Below are 22,893 nucleotides of genomic sequence, written 5' to 3'. Positions count from 1 at the left end.
CGCAGAACTCGATTTTCCATGCAAGTTTTTGGGTTTCTTTGGGGATGTTCAGACTCCCGGACGTGCGTTCTGGGCAGCCACTGCTCCACCGTTCAAATGAACGAGTTGGTGCGTCCCTGGCCATATCAGGAGGTTTTCTCTGAGATCACGGCATTGCTGCTTCTGCCCGGCACTGGTCCATCTGTGACATCTGGAGCGATTCTGAGGGCAGCAATGGGAGCAGCAGCCTCATTCCGTTCCCCCCGAATACTTGTGGTCGAGTGCCTCAGCGGGCTGGTCGATACGTTCGGCGACTGCGCCGATTGTGTGCAGCCCTGAAAGTGAGGCTGACGTATGCAGACTGGTGTTGGATGCGGATACGGGCGTGCCGCGAGCGTGCTGATGATTCTGTGCGCGTGTGGCAGTGTGGCATCTGCACAAGCGCAGTTTGTTGCGTGCGGCCCCGCGCCAGCAGGCCCCTCAGGTTCGACCAAGCCCATCATCAAGGTTGTTGACAATACTGGCGCGGTCATGGGAGTGCTTGGTAACGGTCCGTTCATCTGGACACAACAGAACGGATTCCAGTTCCTCCCTGTGCTCAACAGCGGATATGGGATTGTGACCGGCACCAGCAGCGATGGTACTGTGACCTATGGCATGAACTGGAATATTGGTGGCTCAGCATATCCGGTTATCTGGTACACAAGAACACAACCGCCGACAGGTGTTCCCGGCTTTCCATCCGGCTGGACGTGTTATGGTACATTCGGCAATGAAGCGGGCACGTTCGTCAACGGGTTGCTGCGCCAGAACTCCTCGCCGAATCCGTACAACACGATCTTTTGGGAAGCCACTGCAGGCACATCGTTTGTTTCCGAATATCCAGTCGGTATGGTGCAGGCGTACGTAGCCGACTTCAATGCACCGGGCACAATGGGAGTGGGCAACTCGTTCGGATCAAATGGACAGCAGGCCGTGCGGTGGACTGCATCGGGCGGGTTCGAGCCGCTCGGCGATGCGCCCGGCGGCACCTTCAACTCGGCACTTATTTCTCTTGATGCCAACGGATGGCGCGCCGCTGGCACAGCAACACCGGAATCAAACAAACCGACCGCGGCCGTGTGGGATCCAAAGGATGGCTGGACTGTCGTGGGATTACTCAATCCAGCCGATTCCGGATCGGATCTCCGCATCGATGATTCGGGGATGGTGGGTGTGGGCCAATCAGGATACGGATCAAACCCGCTTCCGAACGCGATCATGTGGACGGTGCGTGATGGTCTGCTCTCATTCCAGGAGGTGCTGGAACAGGAGTATGGTCTTGATCTTGGTGGCTGGCATCTCACCGGCGCGCAGGCGATCAGCGCAAGCGGTCAATATGTCGCAGGCGAAGGGCGAAACCCGCAGGGCGAGATCCAGTTGTGGTTTGCGTATATCCCCGACTTCTGTTATGCCGACTGCGACTGGAACGGCACGCTGAATATTTTCGATTACATCTGCTTCGGGAACCACTTTACCCAACAGGACATGTACGCCAACTGCAATAGCGACATGCAGATCAATATCTTTGATTACATCTGCTTTGGCAACGCCTACGCGGCTGGCTGCCCGTAAAACAAGCCGAAAAACAGAGCCCACGCGAACGTGTTATACTGATAGCACGTTCGCGGTTTGTTTTCTGGAAAGGAGCATTCGATGTTGCGCGTATCCGGCTTTGTAGTGAGTTGTGCTGTTGCAGTTGGTTGTGCAGGCTTTGCGCCAGTTGGTGCGCAGGCGCAGGAGCTCCCTGGCAGCGTGCTTGAAAAATCAAAGGAGCTTGCCGAAACACCCATGGCAAAGATGGTTGGACGCTGGCGTGGTGAGGGATGGGCGATGGACAGGTCCGGCCAGAAGCAAACCACGGTTGCGCGTGAGCGTGCGCACTGGAACATGGCTGGGACAACGATCATTGTCGAAGGGCTTGGCGTCGCGGGCGAGGGGGATGATCTGGTCGTTGGGCACAACGCGTTCGGTCTGATCGAGATGCAGAGCGGAAAACCGGTGTTCTACGCGCGACGTGTTGGTGAAGAGTTCGAGAAGTTTGAGATACAGATCGACAAGGAGACAGGAAACGTGCAGTGGTGGCGCGGTGAGAACGTCCGCTTCACAGTTACACTCACCGACATGACGTGGAAAGAGATCGGCGAGTACTCGACAGATGGTGGGAAGTCGTGGGTGCAGTTCATGGGCATGGAGCTGCACAAGGTACCGGGCGAAGCCGAACTGAAGGCGCAGAAAGTCGGCAGCGATGCTGACATCAATGCGGATGCAGGCGCAATGCAACTCTACCGCAAAGCGCAGTCGCTGATGAAAGATGGCAAGCGGGAGGATGGATACAAGGTCGCGCAGCAGGCGATGAAGAAGTTTGCAGATGAAAAGAATAATCTCGCGTGGATGCTGCTGGAATCAATCGAAGTCAATGGGAAACGTGTTGATGTCCACTTCAACATGAGTGAGAAGGAACGCACAATGGCTGACGGCATTGTCAAGCCGTTGAGTTTCCGCATCTGGGATGAAGCAACTGGCGATCTGACGGAGATCATTGATTTCGAGTATGGCGTGTTCGAGGGCAAACCGGTCACGGCTGCGCTCGGGCAAACCATCCGTGGAAGTCATCTAAATCTTGGCACGATGCCCGTCGATGCGTCGTACGAGGACATCCGCGCCAAGCTGATGGAAATAGTGAAGAATCGTTAGAGGTGCTATTTTCGTTCAAATCGCGCTCCGTTGCGTGCGATGTGTCCCGTCAGTTCCATCATGGTGAGTGCTGCGCCAACTTCGTGTGCCGTGATATTCGTGCGCTCGACGAGTTGATCCGCTGAGAGGGGCTCTTCGAGTGCTTCAAAGATCGTTTTATGGATTGGATCGGACGGTGCAGCAACGGTCTTTCCTCTGGTGTCTTCGTGCTGGACAAGCGTGGCATCATGCGCACCACGAATGAGCGTGTGCGCGCTCCCCTGAAGTTTTTCAAGGATGTGCGCGGGTTCTGTGACGGCTGCTGCGCCGCCGGACACGATAAGGTTGTTTGTCCCTTCGCTGACCGACGAATCGACCCTGCCCGGAAGCGCGAAGACCTCGCGATGGTGCTCCTCTGCTGCCAGACGTGCGGTGATGAGCGCGCCGGATCGCTTGCCGGCTTCGACGACCAGCGTGCCAAGAGACAATGCGGAGATGATGCGATTGCGTGGCGGGAAGTTCTTCGGTTCGGGGGCGGTATTCATCGGAAGTGCAGAGATGATCGCGCCGTGACCGCTGGCAATCTCATCGAAGAGTTGCTTGTTTTCCGGCGGATAGCAGTGGGAGAGCCCGCAGCCGAGCACAGCGATGGTTCGCCCGCTGGAGGTGAGCGATGCGCGATGGGCGCTGGTGTCGATCCCGCGTGCGCCGCCCGAGACGATCGTCAGCCCGGATCTGCTGAGCATCGTTGCGAATCGCGCAGCCTGCTCTATTCCATAGTGCGTGCATGCGCGAGCACCAACAATAGCAACTGAGACCGAGTCCTCCGGCGTGATGGATCCACGGACATACAGGATGGTCGGGGGGTCGTGGATGGTTGCAAGCAGCGCCGGATAGGCAGGATCACCGATCGGGATGAGTGTGACATTGTGCTTGTTCGCGAGCGCGAGTTCATGCTCGACCCTGGTGTGCGATGTCTCAAACGAGCGTTTGATCCCGGCTGCTTTTTTCTCGCCGATTCCGTGGACGCGCGCAAGAGCGCTTGCCGATGCGCCCATCACAGCATCGGGTGATCCGAAGGTGCTCAGCATCCGCGCGGTCAGCACGGGGCCGAGCCCGTCGGCCAGCGTCAGCGCGAGCAGCTGATGCAGATCATGCGATTGTGCTGTGGCGGGGGAATCCGTCATGAGCATATTCTAACAAAGACCTGACAGTTTGCAAGCTGCTGGGTCAGAGGGGTATCGATCTGTTGAGAGAGGTAGCATTCGGCATGGATGACGTGCGCACGCACAACGAGAATGAAGATCAGCTCCAGGCCAGCCTGTTTGATGGTGGTGTTTCTGCGCCAGAATCGCACATTGAGACAGAGACATCTGCTGCACAGAGCACCATGTCACGGCATCGATCACGTCGTCACAAGAGGGAGCACAATCAGAAGGAAGTCTCCACGCGCACAGCAGCCATCGGTGCGATCGGGATTCTTGCGCTTGGTCTGCTCGTGCCATCGTGCGTTGGGCCATTCCTCACCGGTGGTTCCACCGGAAGCACGACGCTTGCGTCCGGTTCGCTCATGAAGAACCTGCGTGAATCCGTGCGGGCTGAGCCGATGCTGAATGTGCGCATCGCGCGCAACGAGCAAAGGATCGAACTCAAGGGCGCAAACCGGATACTGGTGAGATCAAGCGACGGTGATGTCAACGGTGAGCTGCTGTTTTCTCCCGTGGTTGCCCAGCGGAACGGCAACGGTATTACACTGCGCGATGCGCAGGGCAAGGTGGTCAACTACATCTCGGCGCTGGTCAGCAATGCGGACCCGCGCGTGCCACACGCCAAGCTCACGATCGATATCGGCGATGCGTCGTATCCAGGATCGGTGCTGCTCTCGCCGAACAGCTCGAGTGCTGCTGCTGGTCTTGACGCGATCAACGAGGTCGCGATGGAGCGGTACCTCGTTGGCGTGCTCGCAAAGGAATTGCCGACGTCGTGGGACGAGGAAACGTTGATGGCGCAGGCGATCGCAGCACGGTCGTACGCGCTGCACGAATCGCTCCGAAGACTGGAGCGCGGCGGCTCGGTCGATCTGGAATCTACGGATCTCGATCAGGTGTACGGCGGTGCTGTCGAGATTGCATCGGCCCAGCGCGCTGTCGAGCGAACGCGCGGTATGGTGCTGGTTGACGATGGCGAACTCGTGCGCGCGTACTACTCCAGCACGTGCGGCGGCAGGCCTGCAGCAGCTGCAGATGTCTGGCCAGCCACTGGATCAATGGCTTTCAACAGTCTGCCCGCACTGCAGGGGTCAGATCGCGAGAGCGCATGCGAGGACTCAAAGTTCTATCGCTGGACAATCAAACGCACCCGAAAAGACGTGGAAACACGTCTGCGCGCGTGGGGCAGGCGCAACAAGCACGCGATGATGGACATGGAATCGCTCTCCAGCATCAAGGTGTATCGACGAAGTATCAGTAAGCGCCCCGGGTGGTACGAGATAAAAGACAGCAAGGGGAAAACGTACAAACTACGAGCCGAGGATCTGCGCGTCGCTCTGAACGAGACGGCAAACATCGGTCGGCCTGGCACAAACGATCTCGTGCGATCAGGTGACTTCGAGGTGTTCATCGAGGGGCAGAGTATCACCATCAACGGTCGCGGCTGGGGGCACGGCGTTGGCATGTGCCAGTTCTGTGCGCAGGGCTTTGCAGAGAAGGGCTGGTCGCACGAGAAGATGCTTGAGACGTTCTACCCCGGCGCGCAAATCGGCAAGGTGTACTAGATCAAAACATTTGCCGCGCGTCGTTGAACAGCACGTTGTCTCTGCCGGGGATAATCACGTCCGCGATCTCGACCGCTTCGGCGAAGCTCTCCTTCGCCTGCTCAAGATCGTGGCACGGCGAGATGACCGCACCCTTTGCAAGATGCTCTGTCGTTGCGATCGCGTCACCCGTGATCAGCAGCGTCCTGCGCGACTGCGGGATCAGGAGTCCCGCAAGCCCGGGTGATACACCGGGGAGTGGAAACAGGTCCGCACGCGAGTCCTGATCCTCGATCAGTCGATCGGGCGCGGGTTCGAACCGCTGGAGCACCGCGATGTCCTGCTGCAGCGCGTGCATGATGCCGGACTCGTCATCTTCGTCCGCGCTCCCGGGGCCGGAAGCATCGATCAGTTCACGCAGCTTTGTTGCAAGATGCAATCCGATCTGCTCGCGCTCGTCGTTATGGATCCACCACGTCGCGTGGTCGAAGAGTCTGATCCCGCGTGCGGTGTCCGGAGAGAATCGCGTCAGGAAGACGTGTGTGATCTGGTCGGCTTCGATGCCTGCACGCTCGGGCAGCAGCGCAGCGACCGCAGGCGCGGGAAGCCCGGGATCAACAAGGATTGCGCGACCCTTCGTACGCACAAGTGTTATAGTGGCGTGGCCCGTGCGATCGCCCGCGGGCTCCTTGCGCAATGGATGTGATGCCAAAGCGCCGATGCTGATCACGCGAACGTCCATGCAAGTCCTCCCAATGCTGTCCGGTTGTGTAGCGTAGACCAGACCGCCCGTGCTGCACAGATACACTTTCGCATGATTCGCAGCGTCGTTCTGGTTCTTCTCTCGTGCGTGGTGATGCTGGGATGCTCCCGGCGGCCCCCGGTGCCACCGTCCTCCTCAGCACCCAGAGTAGTGGTGCTCTCACCAGCGCTTGCGATCACGATGCACGATCTCGGCATGGCGCATCTCATCGTGGGCAGGCACGCGTGGGACACCGTGACCGATCCGAGCGTCCCCATCTGCGGCGACCAGTCCGGGCTCGATTACGAGACACTCCTGCGCGTGAACCCGACGCACGTGCTGACGCAGTGGGGGACGCGCGAGCTACCCGCGAGACTCAGCGAGTATGCCCAATCGCGTGATTGGCAACTCAAAGATTTTCGCCTGCTCGAACTCCGCGAGATCAGTCAGTGCGCAGACGACCTTGTTGCGCTCTTTGGGAGTGAGATTGATACTGCACAATGCCGGTTCGATCCGTCGCGATCCATCAGCACACAGATCAACGAACGCTTTGCGCGCATCGAGAGCATTGAGTCCACAGACACAACGCTGCTGCTGGCGTCGATCGAGCCCATTGCAGCATTTGGTCCGGGGTCGTGGCACGCGCAGCTGCTCGAATCGCTCGGTGGCAGATCCGCGATTATTGATGGCAGCGCGTATATCACGCTCGATCTTGAGGATGTCATCCGCCGCTTGCCGCAACAGATCGTGTTGTTTGCGCCCAGATCATCAGACGCGCCACAGGTTGAGCGGTCGATCGAGGACACGCTGGCGATGCTCGGCGCGATGGCAGACCACGACTCAATCCCCGCGATCGCAAGCCGTCGCGTCGCGATCATCGACCATCCGCACGCGCTCACACCCTCGACCGCGATGGTGGATGTCGCCGACGAACTGCGGGCGCTGCTCATCGAGTGGGATGCTGCTCACACGGGCTTGAAGTGACTGTTTTCTGCGATATATGGGTGAAACACGCCGATGGGATGTGTACGCTGGCGTGCGCGCACACATCCACAACAGATTCACACGAAGTACCACATGAACAACGACACCAATCCAAACGAACAGTCCGGCGATCCCATCTCAGGCCCGACCACAGAGCGCGGGTTCGAGAGCTTTGTGTCAGAGCCCGAGCGCGCGCCATCACGCAAGCGATCACGCCGCGAGTCCGAGTTCTCTGATGAGATCAACGATCTGCTCGAGCGCGTCGGCGCAGATACGCAATCGTACGAGGCGAGCCTGGTTCGCGATCTTATTGATTCAGCAATTAAGCTCATCCCCGACGGCAGACACTCGGGCGAGCTCAAGCTCGTCTCCGCAGCGGTCAAGGAGATGCGATACGCCTACCGCGTGTTTGCGCGATACCCGGAGCCGAAGAAGATCACGATCTTCGGCTCGGCGCGCACGCCCGAGGACCATCCGGATTACATTGCAGCGGTCGAGTTCTCGAAGATGATGGCCGACCACGGCTGGATGGTCATCACCGGCGCTGGCGGCGGCATCATGCAGGCTGGTCACGTCGGCCCGGGGCGCGAACAATCGTTCGGTGTGGCGATCCGTTTGCCGTTCGAGACCACCGCCAACCACGTCATCACCGGCGACGACAAGCTCATCCACTTCAGGTATTTCTTCACGCGCAAGCTCATGTTCTTGTCGCAGTCGCAGGCGATCTCGCTCTTCCCCGGCGGGTTCGGCACGATGGACGAGGCCTACGAGGCGCTCACACTCATCCAGACCGGCAAAGCGCCCATCATGCCCGTTGTGCTGCTCGAGGGCGCGGGCAACACCTACTGGGAGAAGTTCGACACGTGGGTGCGCACAGCGCTCCTCGATGGCGGATTCATCAGCAAAGAGGACTTGCATCTCTACCACATCTCGCACTCGGCGCAGGACGCGTGCGACCACATCCAGCGGTTCTACCGCAACTACCACTCATCGCGATACGTCGGCGATCAGCTCGTCATCCGCATCAAGCACAAGCTGTCGCAGCAGGACATCAGCGCGCTGGCCGATGAGTTTGGTGTGCTGATCGAGGAAGGCACCATCACCCAGCAGGACGCGCTCCCGCAGGAGCAGGTGCATCTGGATCTGCCACGATTGGTTTTCACACACACAAAGCACAAGTTCGGCCTGCTCCGTGCGATGATTGATCGGATCAACAGCTTCGATGTGATGGGTTGAGGCTATCTCACGCGAGTTACGCGGACATGAAAGAAAAGATCTGAGTTTCTTCGGTACAACTCATCAATAAATGCGTGAACACGCGGATCGTCAATCTTGTGTTTCTCGAAGAGTCTGAGTGCTGATATCACGATGATGCCACTGACATCGGGCGCAAGCGTCGCTTCGATGATCGGCTCGATAAACTCCGCTGCTGCTTCTGTATCAAGCATTGTCGCTGCTTGTATCGCAGCGATCCGCATCGACGAGCACTCGTGCGACAGCCCCTTTCTGATAACCGAGATCATTTCAGGTGAGCGGTTGTCTATATTGCCAACGCGTTTGAGCGCGAGCGTTGCAACGCGCTGCGGTCCGAACTCGATCGCCTCGCTGAGTCTTGCCAGCTTGCGAGGATCGTCAGTGTGGATGCAGTTGATTGCTGCAACATAGAGGATCAGATCTGATTCGAACTCATACCGTAAATGAGATTTGCTGCCCGGTTCTTCGTACGATGGTGCCGACGACAGCAGCGCATCAGCGAACTGGTTCATGAGTTCGGGTGGAAGCTCGGGCCCTTCCAGATCAGGGAACAGGCCGATGCCCAATGAATCATGCGGGAACACAGCGACCAGTGCCCAGCGTTCGTTCTTTAGTGCATCGAGCACCATCGGCCAGTATGAAGGTGTGTGCTTCAGGTATGTTGCAAGCACCTGCTCGGGAAAGCTTGGACTGAGAGAAAACGTCGTGCAGGTTTCTCCACGAGCAGATGCCTGTTGGCATCGTTCCCACTCGATTGTCATATCAAGGAGCAGTCTGACGGTATCTTCGCTCGGTGCATGGACCTGCTTCAGTGTCTCAAAGATCCTTGTCAGTCTCACGCTGGGTGAGTCGAACGCGGGGCGGTCGTTCACATTGTCCGGATGTGCAGCACGCTTTGCATGGTCTTCCTTTGCTGTCTGCCACAACGCGCGAGCATCGGCGATGAACTGCTCTTGGTCCGGCACTGCTGCAGCATGAGGGAAGTACACAAAGTATTCCCGGCGATCTGCGCCCGTCAGATTCGCTGGGTCGATACCTCGATATTTGTCCCGCATGTGCGCGAGCACTGTGTCGTGATTGATTCGCTTGTGGTACATCTCCTTGAGCAGCGATGAGTTCATTGGTATCGAGCCATCGAACATGAGTGGCAGAACAACTTCGCGCAACGGTGGATTTGCCAACAGCAGGGACTTGTTCTGCATTGCGATGAGCGCAAGGTCTCTGAGCGCGGGGTCGCGGTGCATCTGAAGAAGCGCATCAACAATCTCAGGGTCAGGGTTGGGCACGGCTGGCGGATTCGGCTGATCAAAGTACATCTGGCCAAGCACGCTGGCGCACTTTGTCGCATACTCGGAGTCGTTTGAGCGCATGCCCTCAAAGAGCACAGGAACTGCGTCACGACCGCGCAGACGAAGTGTGTCGGAGATGTAATAGTCATTAATACTGCTTGATTTGAGAGGGCATCTTCTGATCAACATCGGCAGCAGTTCGAGCGAGACAGAGTCTGCTGGAAGGCCACGCACCATCTCGGCCGTGCTGTCCGGACATTCGTCGAGCAACTGCTCAATGAGCGTTACAAGGTCGGCGTGGTTCTCGCTGGGCCACAGCAGGCACCAAAGCAGAAAGACGCGATTGTCGCAGGGCAGCGCCTTGTTGGCAGTGCGTTCGCGCAGCATCGTGTCTACTTCGATGTTGTACATCCCGTTTCTTGCATACGCAGCGAGCGCAACCCGACGTTGTGTATCACTTCCTTCTGAGACGAGTCGAACAATATCTGATTGGTATTGCGCAAACAGCCCTGGAAACAGCTGCTTTGCGCGATCTGAAAACTCGGGAAATGACCAGTCAAAGTAGTCTGTGCCGGGATAGATTCCATCATCGATCAACTCAACGAACAGTGGCACAAAGTCCTCAGGTGGCAGGTTTTGAATACATCCGCGCCAGATGTCGAACTTTGCATTGTCTGTTGTGTTCTCGATAGCCCACCGCGCGAACCCGACATGATCGATGTCCCATTGCTGTGCAACAGCGAAGGCAACATCAAGTGTTGTCGAAAACGAGTCTGTGCTGCACACTGCTTCTTTGATCTGCGGCAGTATGTCTGGCCCGAACGAGGTCAGCACACGTGCGATCAGATCAACGTCGCTGGTCTGTGAGATTCTTAAATCATCTTCGAGAAACGCGAGGAGTGAGCTTGTACACGATGCCCCTACCTGCTCGAGCGCGTCCGCGAGATGGATCTTCACATCCAGTCGATCCGTCTCCTTCCAGGTCTTTAGGAGTTTGGGTACACAATCATCGCAATCAGCCACGATGTCCTGTACGGCTTGGGCTTGCACATCGCGATCAAACGCAAAAAGATTTGCATACGCATCGCTCTGTCCACAGGCGCGGTGTGTCAATAGCGCGATCACGCTCCAGATCAACAATCCCAGCCAGAAGCGTCGATATGTTGATGTCATGTGGAAAACCTTGTGTTGGTGGCTTGCTTTGCATCGTACCTGAAAATGTCCGGGCTTGGGACGTCTGGAATCCCCATGCCATGCGAAAAAATCAGGAACTGACAGCCGTTGATTGTGTCTTTCTAGGGCCAGAGGGTTGATCCGGGCCGAGTCGCTGCGAGCATTTCTGTACTGATGTCCAATCCCGCCACCCAGCCGCCGCTCCAGCGGACCGCGCGAGCACCCGCTCCGGGTGCGGTGGTGGTGTCTGAAGCGGATGCGGACACGTTTCCGATTCGCAAAAGGCACGTTGTCGGCGTCTCGGTCACCGCGTGCCTGCTCATGATCGTTGGGCTCGGGTTTGCCCTCCGCTGGCTTAGCCTTCAGCCGCCGGACTGGTGGCGAAGTGTTGATCCGACAAAGCCAGCCACGATTGACGCTGCCAACCGTCTCCAGAACGCACTGATCACCGAAGCCCATCGTGTGGATCGCCCGATCGACGAGGAAGCAGATATTGTCCAACAGGGTGGATACCAGACGCAGCCGTGGCGGATCGCACTCAATGCAGAACTCGCCAACGCGTGGCTGAGCGTTGAACTGCCCAAATGGCTGGATTCAGAAGCCCATGTTACACTCCCGACTGATGTCAGCGAGATCCAGGCCGAGTTTCGTGGCGGTGTGATCATGCTCGGCGTGAGTCGCGCCAGCGGCCGGAACAAAAAGTTCTACTGGCTCACCCTCCGCCCAGAGCTTGACGAGAATGGCTCGCTATGGATGCGTGCAGAACGCACAGTTGCTGGCCAGCTTCCTGTGCCAAGAAGTATGGTGATCGATGCAGCATTCCGTGCTGCCGAAGCCAACGGCGAGAACCTCAACTCTCCCGCAGCATCGGCAGAGCTTGATCTTGACACCGATATCGACTCGCCCATCACAGTCATCGCGTCAATCCTCGCGGGCAAGCGTCCCATGCTCCACAACGCGGTGGTGCGCCTTGAGGACGGGCGCATGATCAGGCTCCAGAACATCCGCGCAAACAACGGCAAGCTGGAGATCACGTGCATCACTGAGCGCGCATCGAATCGAGTTGCGTCCGAAGAGATCAATATCGACACGCCGTAAGTTGGGGCCGAGCATTCGAAGAATCTGACCACATCTGCGCGCAGTATCATCTGAGTACCTGATGATCTACGTCGCAACTCTCATGCTGTTGTTCGGTCTTGCAGTCGTTGCAGGCAATATCTACGCATTGTGTGTGAATCGGCAACGCCAGCAATCGATATCGTACATCCCATTTCTTGGCTTGTTGCTCGTTGTGCTTGGTGTGGTGATTGGTGCTCCATCCGGACTGCCGCGATGGGCTGTTGTTGTGGTACTGGTTGGGTTATTCTTTGATCCGGGCACAAACCTGTTGTTCCCCTTCGCACTCAGATGTATTGTCGATCGAATCAGACGCAGTTGAGAGAAGCGTCTGTGAACATGCACCGTTATCCAAAGCCGAGAGAATACTATCCCTGGGCCTGCTTTGTCTGACTTCTACAATGCGGCAAACCGCGGAGGATCAATGACGAATGACACAGGCCGCAAGCACGCGCAGGAAATCTCAACAGATGTTGCGATTGTCGGCGCTGGACCGATCGGCATCGAACTCGCAGCTGCGCTGAAGCAACACAGTGTTCCGCACGAGGTCTTTGAAGCGGGCCAGATCGGTGCAACCATGCAATGGTGGGCGCCCGACACACGGTTCTTCTCGGGGCCCGAGCGCATCGCAGTTGCTGGTGTTCCGCTGGTCACACCGGACCAGTCAAAGGCAACGCGCGAGCAGTACCTGTCCTATCTGCGCAGTGTGGTCTCGCAGCACGATCTTCATATCCGCACATATGAGCGTGTTGTCGCGATCGAGCGGCACGATACCACGCACACGCACCGGTTCACACTGCGCACCATCCACTCGTCGCACGGCGTTGGCGGCCCTGCTGAGTTGCTGCACGATGAGGACGCGGTGCATCTGCCACCAAAGACAACGTGCCACGCAAACCACATCGTGCTGGCGATCGGTGATATGCACCTGCCGCACATGTGCAATATCCCAGGCGAGGATCTCCCGCACGTCTCGCATTTTCTCGATGATCCGCATGTCTACTTTGGCAAGCGCGTGCTGATCGTTGGCGGTAAGAACTCCGCGGTCGAAGCAGCTATTCGCCTGTGGCGATGCGGCGCGAAAGTCACGATGAGCTATCGCGGCGCAGCACTCGATGAAAAACGTATCAAGTACTGGTTGTATCCCGAGATCCAGTGGCTGTTTGACAAGCAGCAGATTGCCTGGCATCCCAGCACTGTTCCAGTGCGCATCGACGAACGCATCGTGACACTCGCTGGTGCGCAGACACACAGCACAGAGATTTCGGTGGATGCCGACTTTGTGCTGCTGCTGACGGGGTACAGGCAGAATCCGCATCTGTTCGAGATCGCGGGTGTTGCGCTCGAGGGCGAGGGCAGAGCGCCGTCGCACGATCACACGACGATGCAGACGAACGTGCCGGGGATATACGTCGCAGGCACCGCCAGCGCGGGCACGCAGCTGCGCGGCGTGACATCGTTCATCGAGACAAGCCACGTCCACGTCGATCGCATTGTGGAGCACATTACCGGCGCACACGACCATCACGCGCCAGATGCGCACCACTTCGATGCGCTGCCGGAGAGCTAGTCTGTTGTGAGCAGCGGAGGTATGAACATGCTGAGTTCATCGCCAAACGGAAGCTCGGGTATTTGCATCACACGCCTGCGCAGGGCAGTTGTTTCTTTGCCGGTCTGTGGGTTCTGTCCCTTCTTTTCGTAGTGCTCCCACATCAGTCCCACGCCACGTTTCTGCCACACGGGCAGGTCGTTGAAGTTGGTCCCGCGCTGGAACAACAGCTCATTCTTCTCTGCCACGCTCATACCCATCAGGTGTGATGTTGCACTGCGAACCGACGATCCATCATTGCGGAGCTTCCAGTAGCAATGCGCGTTGAGCGCGTTCCTGTGCGCGTCCTCAGTCCGCCAGCGGAAGTAATCAACCACATCTTTCGTGCAGGGAAGCTGGCATATTCTGCAGTCGAACACACCAACCGAGCTCATACGCATCGAGAATACTGCGCTCGCTTCGCCCGCCAGCACAGAGTTCAGCTTGCGCAGCTTCCGGTTGTATTTAGCATCCTCAGGGTGGAACAGGAGTGATATCTCGTCGCTCTGCGTGTACCCAAAGACAATGCGAAACCCGCACTCCATCAGGTGCTCGGTGGTTGCGGTCATCGCATCGCGAAAACGCACATCAAACGGTGCTTCAAGCTCCAGCGTTTCCTTGGTCAGCTTTGTGAAGCCGCGCCCGTCGAGGCGCGCAACGATGTGGATACCAGGGAGCACGCAATGGTCGTGTGCTGTTTCAAAGAGGCGCATGCGTGTATCAAGATCGTCGAACTTCATCGCTGCCACTCCTCAACACTGAACCCATTTTCCACCATCTTTACATAAAACAGCGTATCGAATCCCTCGTCATATGACGGGAGTTCAAGCTTTGCGTGCGTCGCGAGCACGCCGCGCTGGTCGATTCGATCCTGCTCGTGCCGGGTGTTATTGCGGGCAAGACACTCGCCAATCTGCGACTGGAAGTAGTATCCAGCTACGGGCACACTGGATGCTTTGATGAGCGGGATGTACCGCAGCCTGTCCTCTTTCGTTGGGTTTGTGTTGTCGATGACGAACGGCTGTTGGATATCAAGGCATGTCTCGATCAGCTTCTTCTCGCGATGGCGCGTCCGAAGCATGTCCAGATTCACGCGAATATGTGTTCGAGCGAACCTATCGTGAAAGAACGTCGACTTCCCGCTTGCCTGGATCCCGATGAAGATGACTGCGTGCATGGTTTCCATAGCTGTCGTCTCCATCGTGTTCCCGCTTACTCGCTCGTGTCGTCGTCGTTCTCTTGTTCTTCGGGGATTGGCCCCTGCTCTGAAAACAGTTCCATTGCTCGCTTGATCGCGGGATGGTCGAGCAGTTCCTCGTCCGAAATTTCCTTCGGTTTCTCGGGTTGTTGCTCTTCGATTGTTTGCACTTCGTCGGCGATCGCTTCAAGTGTCAGTTTTCGCGCACTGCCGGTGACCGTGCGCATGATCTGTGCAAGCTCATCGATCGCGTGCTCGGCGTACTCGATCGCGCGCTCGGGAAGTCCGATCTTCGCTGTTTCGTCGTCCATCGACAGCAGACGCGCGCCCGAGAAGAACGCGGACAGTTTCACGCGGTCTGCCATCTCGGCGACCACCATCTCCCAGACCTCGTCCATCGAGGACTCGTTGCACGCTATCCGGTTCTGGTTTGCGATCGCTGCATCGTCCGTCGCGGGCACGGTGCCATCGACGAGGTCATCGCTGATGGGCTTGCGCCGGTTGCCTCGAACGCTTGCACCTGCCGAGGCTTGCGCTGTAACATTCTTCAGATGTTCTGCGAGCGCCTGCGCGCTGGACGGGCTGCTGTGTTGCGGCGACACATCGGAAGACTTCGCTTCGACGGCCGCCGTTACGCTTTTCCCGCGGGGGCGCTCCGTGACATCGGTCTGACGTTCACTTCAGCGCGACCCAGCGCAACCGCTGTTGCGTCGGCAAAGTGCTCGGTCATCGCGAGCCGCACAACACACGCATCAAACAGCGCTCGCGGGCAGCTGCTCGACTTGATCGCGCGCTGCATCGACTCTGTCAAAGCGATCATGTGCGTGAGCCCGGCCACACTGAAGTTGGCAGCAAGCTTCGCCTCGTCCTCGCGTGCGCTATCGGAGATCTCGACCAGCTTCGTGTTGTCGCCGCAAGCGCGGATGACCATCAGATCGCGCACGCGCTCGAGGATCGAGTCGAGCACCTGCTCAAAGCTCGTCCCGCGCGAGAGCATGTCGTTGGCGCGTTCCAGTGCGCCAGCTGCGCTGCCCTCGGCGCACGCCTGAAGCACACCCGTTACCAGTTCCCGTTCCGGCAAGCCGAGCAACTCGTCGAGCATCTGCTGTGTGAGATTCGTCTGCCCCGCAGCCATCACGCGATCGAGCAGGCTCAGCGCGTCACGCATCGACCCGTTGCCGAGCTTTGCAACCGAGTGAACAAGCTCCGGCTCAGCGGTTTTTCCTTCCTGCTCGATCACATTCATCAGGTGGTCGGCAATACTCGCGATCGGGATGTTGCGGAAATCAAATCTTTGGCACCGCGACTGGATAGTCGGCGGCACCTTCTGCGGTTCGGTTGTGCAAAGGATGAACACAACGTGCGCTGGCGGTTCCTCCATGGTCTTCAGCAGCGCGTTGAACGCCTGCGTCGTGAGCATGTGGACCTCGTCGATGATGTAGATCTTCTTGCCACCGCGAAGGGGTGTGTAGATGGAGTTTGCGATCAGATCGCGGGCTTCCTCGACCTTGTTGTTCGATGCGCCGTCGATCTCGATCACGTCGGTGTCAGTGCCACCCATGATCGCAGCGTTGACCTCGTCAGACCCGCCAGCGAGCGCCTTGGCGAAGATGCGAGCGAGCGATGTCTTGCCCACGCCCCGCGTCCCGCAGAAGAGGTAGGCGTGTGCCACGCGGTCCTGATCGATCGCCGCCTGAAGCGTGCGCGCGATCGGCTCCTGGCCGACAAGCTCGGCAAAGTCCCTCGATCGGTATCTGCGTGCAAGAACGGTGTATGCCATGACACCGGAGAATAGGGCACCTGAGGGGCATACGAAACCTGCCAACTGAAAGAGAAACCCGCCCGAAGACATTGTGTCTCCGGGCGGGCAGGTTTCATACATATCACATACTGCGTTATGCTTCAGTCCATGATAACGCCAGCAGCTTCGGCAGCGGCCCGTGATTCATACACCTCGATGCGAAGCTCGCCATCAGTCGGTGCCCACAGATTGTTGTGGTTGGTGGTGTATTCGATCACACCGTCACCGTCGTGATCGAGCCATCCAAGTCCGATCCTGCCTGTCTGCGGCTCGATAAAGACGAGCCTGCCGTTCAGGTGAACGTCTGAAATCGCGTGTCCCCAGATCGGGATGCGCTCGGTCACATAATCAAGTTGCGACCAGCTCCAGTATGTACGCTCGCCGATCAGCCAGACACACGTGAATGTCGCTTTGTACCCGTTATTCTCGAGCTCCTGCTCCATGTCGTCGGCAAAGTCATCGCAGTCGTACGTGTCTTTTTTGTACTCACGATCCTTGATGGGTGGCTGCGTCCCGCCGCCGCCAGCGGTGTTGACATCGTCCTGCAGATTTGCGAGCGTGTTGGGCAGGTTGTTTGGATCCATCTGCTCGCCACTCTTCGGGTTCTTGCCTTTCTTCTTGTTGTTGACCGGCCCGTTCACCTTCACATTGCCAGCAACCCAGCCGTCCTGCAGTTCACAGTCAAAGAATGTCAGTGTCTGGAAGACGTTCAGATTGTTGTACTGGGTGTAGCACCTGAAGAGATCGTTCACAACACTTGAGCCAGCAGGGGTGGATGCGTTCTCGGCAAGATAAAGGTCACTCGCGATGACCGTACCCTGTCCCGTTGTAAGGAATCGCTCAGCAACAACATTCGCACCGATCGTCGTCAGCGCTCCGATCTGTGCATTACCCCAGAAAAACGAGTTCTGACCGATCTGCACGCCATCCTGCACGATGGAAGATTGACCGATGATAGTGTTCGGACGAATCTGCACACCATTTCCAATCTGGCAGTCGCTGTCGACGATTGCACCAGGGTGAAGTGTGGTACCTTGTCCGAGATGAGAGTTCGCGCCGAGCACTGCATCCTGCTGAACCTGTGCGCCCTGTTGCAGCGAAGCAAACGGGCCAATGACTGCATTCGGACCGACAAATGTATTCGGCCCAATGTTCGCGCCACGAGCGATGTGCGCGCTCGGATCAACAATTGCGCTCGGGTCGATCAGTGGTGGCGGGTCCGGCAGACGCGGGGCAATGAAGTCCCAGTCAAAGTGCAGTTGCAGTGGGGCAGATGCAGGAGTTTGTCCCGTCATGAACATGATGCGCGGCCCCGTGTTTGTTTGAGGCCCGAAGTAAATCGGCGATGGAGTTACAATGCTCGGCTGCTCCCATTGTCCCCCGCCCTGCAGGTTGACAACCGGTCCGGGCATCGCAGCCTCACCCGTGCCCTGTACCTGCGTGAAGACAAAGAATGGCTGGATAGGAAGCTGGAAGTCAAAGCCGCCATTTGTCGGTGCGTCGCGATGGAACACCATCGTCCCCGGCTCAAGTGGGATATCTGGATTAAGCGCTACATGTACGTCCCACTGTGTCGGCTGACCGTTGACGTTCACCTGGATGGGCTGACATGATACAAGATTAAGCTCAACGAGTTCGATCTCAACCGGTGTGGCTGAATCAACATCGGGAAGACTCAACTCGTGATTCCTGCGAATGATTGTGTCAGTATTGCCCAGCTCAAATGCGCCGGATGTGCCGATTGGATCACCAACGAAACACAATGGTGGCAAGACGGGGATGGGTTCAGATCCAGGACCAAAGAAGTCCGGCGGAATCGGTGGAAGCTGGATCTGTGCGCCAGCCGTGTGCTGAAGATTTACACCCTGTGGGAAGGTGATCGGACCAGCGCATCCCGCTGCATATGCATTCCCGAAGCAGATGTAATCGAAAATGTTGAATGAACCACTGCCATCGCAATCGGCATAGGCATCTTGTGCGGCGTACGCGTTTCCGAAGCAGATGTAATCAAAGATATTTAATGACCCACTCCGATCGCAGTCAGGGTAGCAATAGAGTGAGTTGAGCGGTTTTACCGTAATTGCAAGCTCGGGCGACGCCTCGGTCGGTGATGCCCATTGTCCGCGATAGGTTGCTGCAACGTCGGGCGAGTTGTCAACAAACACCAGAGAGAAGACGTCGCCATTCTGCAGTGCCTGCACCATCTCGGGGATGAGTTGCATTGCTTCGCTGGCGCCGTTGGGACCACCGCTCTGGTCGTATGTGTCAACATGCCCATTTGCGACTTGTGTGAAGTTGTACTGGCAGATAGGGGATCCGCCATTGCCCACCGGAATCTGCGCGCCCGGATTGAAAAACGGAACTGTGAGAGGTGAGTTTGGAGTTTTGATGTCCGTTGTACCATCCGACGAGAAGTAGATATGCATGCCGCCATCTGCGGTGAACGCCGCGTTGGACTGGGTCAGATTGAGTGTGACACTGTCAACATACCAGTTATTAACTCCATAAAGATCGTTTGCGTAGTACCACAGGTTGGATGCAGCATCAAAGCGAAGCACACCATATCCATAGAAGTTGCCGTTATTCGTTCCTTCGATATTGAAGAACTGATCGCCTCCGATTCCCTGTCTTGGTCCGTTGAGTTGCAGCGTGTATGTTGCCGAGCCCGCATGGGGGTCAACAACCACTGTTCCGTCAAGCTGTTGTGCGTATGACGGTGCACAGAATGCCAAGCCGCACGTGAATACGAGCGTTATTGCAGATATCTGTTTCATTACGTTTCTCCCGGTTCTGTTCTCGCCTGATAGCGTGCCGCACCGGTTCGCACGTGAGGGTGCACGAACCACGGCACGCCCTGTACGATAAAATCTAACCGATTTCCAGAACTGGGGTGTAAAGAAACAAAGAAATGTAAATGTAACGAGGATGGCGCAGCAGAAAAACGAGGATTCCAAGCATCCCACAGGAACTGATCAATGTTTCCTCAGGCCTCAACGCGAGGGGGAGCAACGAAGTTATCGCACGTTGTAACCGCTCAGCCGACCATTTTCCCGATCAATGCGCCAAGCACAGCAAACACAACCACAACACCGGCACCGATGCCGAGCACGGTTGTCATGCCCAAATCGGTCGCCCACCCGAAGAGATCGGGGAAGCTGCCGAGGGTGGAAGCCATGGCTGCGCCCATCGCACCGACCATCAACATGATCATGCCGAGCGCTGCGCCGCCTGCCAGCCCGGACCACATGGGCTCGACCTTCTCGCCAGCAACCATCATCATTGGAGCGGTGTCTGTGTCGGTGTCTGTGCCGGTGGATTCGAACAACGCAGATGTCGCAACGGCAGCACCAGCTGCAGGTGCAGCAACATCTTCAAATCCGCCGAAGCTGCCACCGAGTTGTGAGTCATCGACCTCGCGTGTCAGATCCAGCATTCCCGAGCCGGATGAACCAGCATCAAGGGATGTAAAACCAAGCGCTGCGGTGTCTGTAATCTGCGTCTGCTCAGCAGCATCCGCGCCGTCATCAATGTCATCAATTTCAAACACACTGATGCCGGACTGATCAGATGGGTTCTCCATACCGAACCCGGAGCCCGAATCACTCGCGAGCGATACAGAACCGGATGCTTCCATCGCATCGTCAACAAGCGAGATACCCTCACTCGAATCAGCAAGTGGGATCTGACTGCCCGATGCGCCATTGTTCGACACACCGTTGAGCATGCCTGAGCCATCGAGTGAGATGCCAGACTCATCAAGACCAAGACCGAGATCTGGTTCATCACCAGCAAAGACGTTGACCTGATCGACCTTGAACATGATCTTGTCGCGGTCCTTGTATGTCGTGAGTTGTCCCGACTCGCCGAGTTTGAGCACTTCATCCTCGGACATGTTCAGCCGGGCTGCGGTCTCCTCGACTGTGTAGAAAATCTTCGCCATGACACACTCCGCGAGTGAAATCTGCCGGGATCAACCGGCAATCACATCTTGAGACGTTACAGCAGCGCGATTGACCGGAACATCCATCTCCGGTTTGACTGTTGCGCGCCGCATTCGGTTCCACACTGACTGTGTTGTGCGGCCTGCGCCTGCAACAGAGCCAGACATTGTCGTTCGATTCACCAGAGGTGACAACACCACAATCAACCATTCACACACCAACCGGGTCTGCCCGGCATCGCATGCCGATAACGCGACCCTGTGAGCAGCAGCTACTGTATGCCCTGCTCGTGATCTATCCTATCACCTGTGCCGTCATATTGCAGCCGAATTGCATCAACATCTGCAGAAACGATGATTCTGCCGATTGTTGTGAACCCGGTTCAACAACCCATCCACGATGACACCGGTGACAAACCGAGGAGATCCATGCGTGCGAGATGTCGTAAGCACCCGCAAGCCCATCCCCCCAGCGCCATCGGGCATATACGGGCTCGCGCACCCCGCGGTTGCACCGAACCTGCACGGTCTGACCATCCTGCATGTTGCGGATCTCCACGTCAGACGCTGGAATGTCCGCAGTTCTGGCTGGAAACGCATCGAGAAAGCGTGCGCATTCCCCGTTGATCTTGTTGTGGTAACGGGTGATCTGATGGATCATCCAAGGGACGAGCATCGAGCAGCCCATCTCCTGTCTCGACTCACTGAAATGTTCAATGTTCGTTTGGGCACCTTCGGCATCTTCGGAAATCATGACACATCCCGTGGACGAGAGGTCCTTCGTCGAGTGCCGGGCATCCGCTGGTTGGGGTGTGACGAGCCGGGGGGATGTGCTGTAGGTATCTCAGTTCAGGCCGGGATCATTGAGCCTGGTCAGGACGCCACACCCGATCTCATTTTGGGCGGCGATCACTATCCAGCCGATGTGCTGGCAGTAAAACTGGCTGTTGACAGACTCGAATCGAAGCTTAACTCGGCGCAAGCCAGCATCTCGATACCCACAGCGCATCAGAGACCGATGCGGGTGCTGCTCGCCCATTACCCGACACGTGTGTTTGCAGCCTCCTCACTCGGGTTTGATCTTGTCCTCGCGGGTCACACGCACGGCGGGCAGATCAGACCATTGCCCGGCATGGTTGCGCACGCGTCGTGCGATATTCCAAACCAGTACGCGACCGGCATCATCAGAGTCAGCGAAACACTCTGCGCGATCACGCGCGGGATCGGAGAGGGGCATCTGCCAGTTCGCTTCCTCTGCCCCAGGCAGCTCCCGATCTACTCACTCTCGCAGGGCTGGATGCGTGCACAGTCATCCCACACGCACACGATCGAGCAGATCGGGTACTGGTAGTCATTTGCGTTGTTCGGCTACAGCAATCGCCATCGCGTGATTGGCAGCATGTCCGGTCCTTGAAGCTGCGATGTGCCCGAGGATCGGAGCACCTGCCAGCGCGAGATCACCGATCAGGTCGAGCAGCTTGTGTAGTGCGCATTCCTGCGGGTGCCGGTATGTGGTATCGATCGGACCATCGCCATCGATCACCAGCATGTCCCGAGTAGTGAGATGCTTGAAGAACCCGGCGCGCTGCATCTGGTCGGCTTCAGCTTTCAGGCAGAATGTACGCGCGGGTGCAACCAGCGACGCATATCCGTCCCGTCCCGTCGCAACGACTGCCGTATCAGACTCGATCGAGTCCGCATCATCGTTAACCCACGAACACACACCATTGCGGATAGGCGACGACGCACCATAATCGAGCGAATAGGTCAAGCTGTACGTATTGCTCGGCTGAACTTCGATGCGTGTGTCGTTGCGCTCGATAACGACCGGTTCGCGAACGACAATCGGCTGGATCTCATCATCAAGTGTTTGGGTGCCCGACTGATGGATCAGTGCTGCAAATGCCAGCGAAGACCCGTCCAGAATCGGCACCTCGGGGCCATCAACTTCGATCAACGCGTCCGTGATGCCCATGCCGACAAGCGCACTGAGAATATGCTCCACAGTGCCAACTGTTGCAATAGGTTGCTCGGCTGAGTCGTGCCCGGACACGCGCAGATCAAGGCTCGTGCAGCGTGGAGGCATCTCGCGAAATGCCGGATGGATCGGAGTCCTTGATATCACGTCGGGGCCTGCAACGCACCACGGTGCTGCGCCTGTGTCAGTGCGTCGGAAGACGAACCGATACCCTGTGCAACTCCGCACGAACATCGCACCATCCCCGCAGGTCGCTTCGATTGCCGGGTTGGTGAATGGAGAAAGACGCAGTGTTGCAGGAGCGCCTGTAAAGAGACCAACGCCCGAAACTTCAACAGCGTGCTTCAGCGTTGTGCGGGAAGGCGAGTGCATGCTTGGTGATGA

Annotated in this window: 19 protein-coding genes; 9 read left to right on the top strand and 10 right to left on the bottom strand. The window is 57.4% G+C overall.

Annotation, left to right across the window (positions count from 1 at the left end; genetic code table 11):
- Positions 1-333 precede the first annotated feature (333 nt).
- Positions 334-1,593 (top strand): hypothetical protein, encoded by a 1,260-nt coding sequence (locus H6815_04335; protein MCB9859660.1) that lies wholly within the window; start codon positions 334-336, stop codon positions 1,591-1,593.
- Positions 1,594-1,674: 81 nt separating this feature from the next.
- Entirely contained in the window at positions 1,675-2,715 is a 1,041-nt protein-coding gene (locus H6815_04330; GenBank protein ID MCB9859659.1) for a hypothetical protein, read from the top strand.
- Between the two features lie 5 nt (positions 2,716-2,720).
- On the opposite strand, the gene dprA is transcribed toward H6815_04330, so the two are convergent.
- Positions 2,721-3,881 (bottom strand): DNA-protecting protein DprA, encoded by a 1,161-nt coding sequence (dprA, locus tag H6815_04325; protein MCB9859658.1) that lies wholly within the window; start codon positions 3,879-3,881, stop codon positions 2,721-2,723.
- 83 nt (positions 3,882-3,964) lie between these two features.
- Between dprA and H6815_04320 the strand changes: the two genes are divergently transcribed.
- On the top strand, positions 3,965-5,467 hold the full coding sequence (locus H6815_04320; protein MCB9859657.1) for a SpoIID/LytB domain-containing protein: 1,503 nt from the start codon (positions 3,965-3,967) through the stop codon (positions 5,465-5,467).
- A gap of 1 nt (position 5,468) precedes the next feature.
- On the opposite strand, the gene H6815_04315 is transcribed toward H6815_04320, so the two are convergent.
- Entirely contained in the window at positions 5,469-6,188 is a 720-nt protein-coding gene (locus H6815_04315; protein MCB9859656.1) for an MBL fold metallo-hydrolase, read from the bottom strand.
- A 72-nt stretch (positions 6,189-6,260) separates the two neighbouring features.
- On the opposite strand from H6815_04315, the gene H6815_04310 reads away from it, so the two are divergent.
- Both H6815_04310 and H6815_04305 read left to right on the top strand, forming a co-directional pair.
- Positions 6,261-7,172 carry a hypothetical protein gene (locus H6815_04310; GenBank protein MCB9859655.1) on the top strand — a complete coding sequence of 304 codons (912 nt, stop codon included), beginning with the start codon at positions 6,261-6,263 and terminating at the stop codon, positions 7,170-7,172.
- A gap of 93 nt (positions 7,173-7,265) precedes the next feature.
- Positions 7,266-8,408, top strand: a complete 1,143-nt coding sequence (locus tag H6815_04305) for an LOG family protein (protein ID MCB9859654.1) — start codon at positions 7,266-7,268, stop codon at positions 8,406-8,408.
- Positions 8,409-8,410: 2 nt separating this feature from the next.
- Here H6815_04305 and H6815_04300 read toward each other — a convergent pair whose 3' ends face one another.
- The gene (locus tag H6815_04300) at positions 8,411-10,888 is read right to left on the bottom strand and encodes a hypothetical protein (GenBank protein MCB9859653.1); all 2,478 of its coding nucleotides are present in this window, start codon (positions 10,886-10,888) and stop codon (positions 8,411-8,413) included.
- A gap of 174 nt (positions 10,889-11,062) precedes the next feature.
- Here H6815_04300 and H6815_04295 point away from each other — a divergent pair, with 174 nt between their 5' ends.
- The 3 genes from H6815_04295 (at position 11,063) to H6815_04285 (ending at position 13,574) form a co-directional block, all read left to right on the top strand.
- Complete coding sequence (locus H6815_04295; protein MCB9859652.1) at positions 11,063-11,986, top strand: hypothetical protein; 924 nt, start codon at positions 11,063-11,065, stop codon at positions 11,984-11,986.
- A gap of 61 nt (positions 11,987-12,047) precedes the next feature.
- Entirely contained in the window at positions 12,048-12,326 is a 279-nt protein-coding gene (locus H6815_04290; GenBank protein MCB9859651.1) for a hypothetical protein, read from the top strand.
- Positions 12,327-12,428: 102 nt separating this feature from the next.
- A complete protein-coding gene (locus H6815_04285; protein MCB9859650.1) occupies positions 12,429-13,574 on the top strand; it encodes an NAD(P)-binding domain-containing protein in 1,146 nt (381 codons plus the stop codon).
- Here H6815_04285 and H6815_04280 read toward each other — a convergent pair.
- The 6 genes from H6815_04280 to H6815_04255 form a co-directional block, all read right to left on the bottom strand.
- Positions 13,571-14,332, bottom strand: coding sequence for a guanylyltransferase (locus tag H6815_04280; GenBank protein MCB9859649.1), 762 nt, complete (start codon positions 14,330-14,332; stop codon positions 13,571-13,573). The two genes, H6815_04285 and H6815_04280, sit on opposite strands and share 4 nt — an antisense overlap.
- Positions 14,329-14,769, bottom strand: a complete 441-nt coding sequence (locus H6815_04275; GenBank protein ID MCB9859648.1) for a kinase — start codon at positions 14,767-14,769, stop codon at positions 14,329-14,331. The genes H6815_04280 and H6815_04275 overlap by 4 nt, the downstream gene beginning before the upstream one ends.
- A gap of 35 nt (positions 14,770-14,804) precedes the next feature.
- Positions 14,805-15,392, bottom strand: a complete 588-nt coding sequence (locus H6815_04270; GenBank protein ID MCB9859647.1) for a hypothetical protein — start codon at positions 15,390-15,392, stop codon at positions 14,805-14,807.
- A 29-nt stretch (positions 15,393-15,421) separates the two neighbouring features.
- Positions 15,422-16,570: a DNA polymerase III subunit gamma/tau gene (gene dnaX / locus H6815_04265; GenBank protein MCB9859646.1), complete on the bottom strand. Its 1,149-nt coding sequence runs from the start codon at positions 16,568-16,570 to the stop codon at positions 15,422-15,424.
- 122 nt (positions 16,571-16,692) lie between these two features.
- Positions 16,693-19,365, bottom strand: coding sequence for a hypothetical protein (locus H6815_04260; protein MCB9859645.1), 2,673 nt, complete (start codon positions 19,363-19,365; stop codon positions 16,693-16,695).
- Between the two features lie 260 nt (positions 19,366-19,625).
- Complete coding sequence (locus H6815_04255; GenBank protein MCB9859644.1) at positions 19,626-20,531, bottom strand: hypothetical protein; 906 nt, start codon at positions 20,529-20,531, stop codon at positions 19,626-19,628.
- A gap of 433 nt (positions 20,532-20,964) precedes the next feature.
- Between H6815_04255 and H6815_04250 the strand changes: the two genes are divergently transcribed.
- A complete protein-coding gene (locus H6815_04250; GenBank protein ID MCB9859643.1) occupies positions 20,965-21,882 on the top strand; it encodes a metallophosphoesterase in 918 nt (305 codons plus the stop codon).
- Here the strand turns inward: H6815_04250 and H6815_04245 are convergent, their stop codons facing one another.
- A complete protein-coding gene (locus H6815_04245; protein MCB9859642.1) occupies positions 21,883-22,881 on the bottom strand; it encodes a UDP-3-O-acyl-N-acetylglucosamine deacetylase in 999 nt (332 codons plus the stop codon).
- Positions 22,882-22,893 lie beyond the last annotated feature (12 nt).

The sequence above is a fragment of the Phycisphaeraceae bacterium genome (genome assembly GCA_020639155.1).
In the GTDB taxonomy this organism is placed as follows: domain Bacteria; phylum Planctomycetota; class Phycisphaerae; order Phycisphaerales; family UBA1924; genus JACKHF01.
This window is presented reverse-complemented; position numbering and strand designations above follow the sequence as displayed.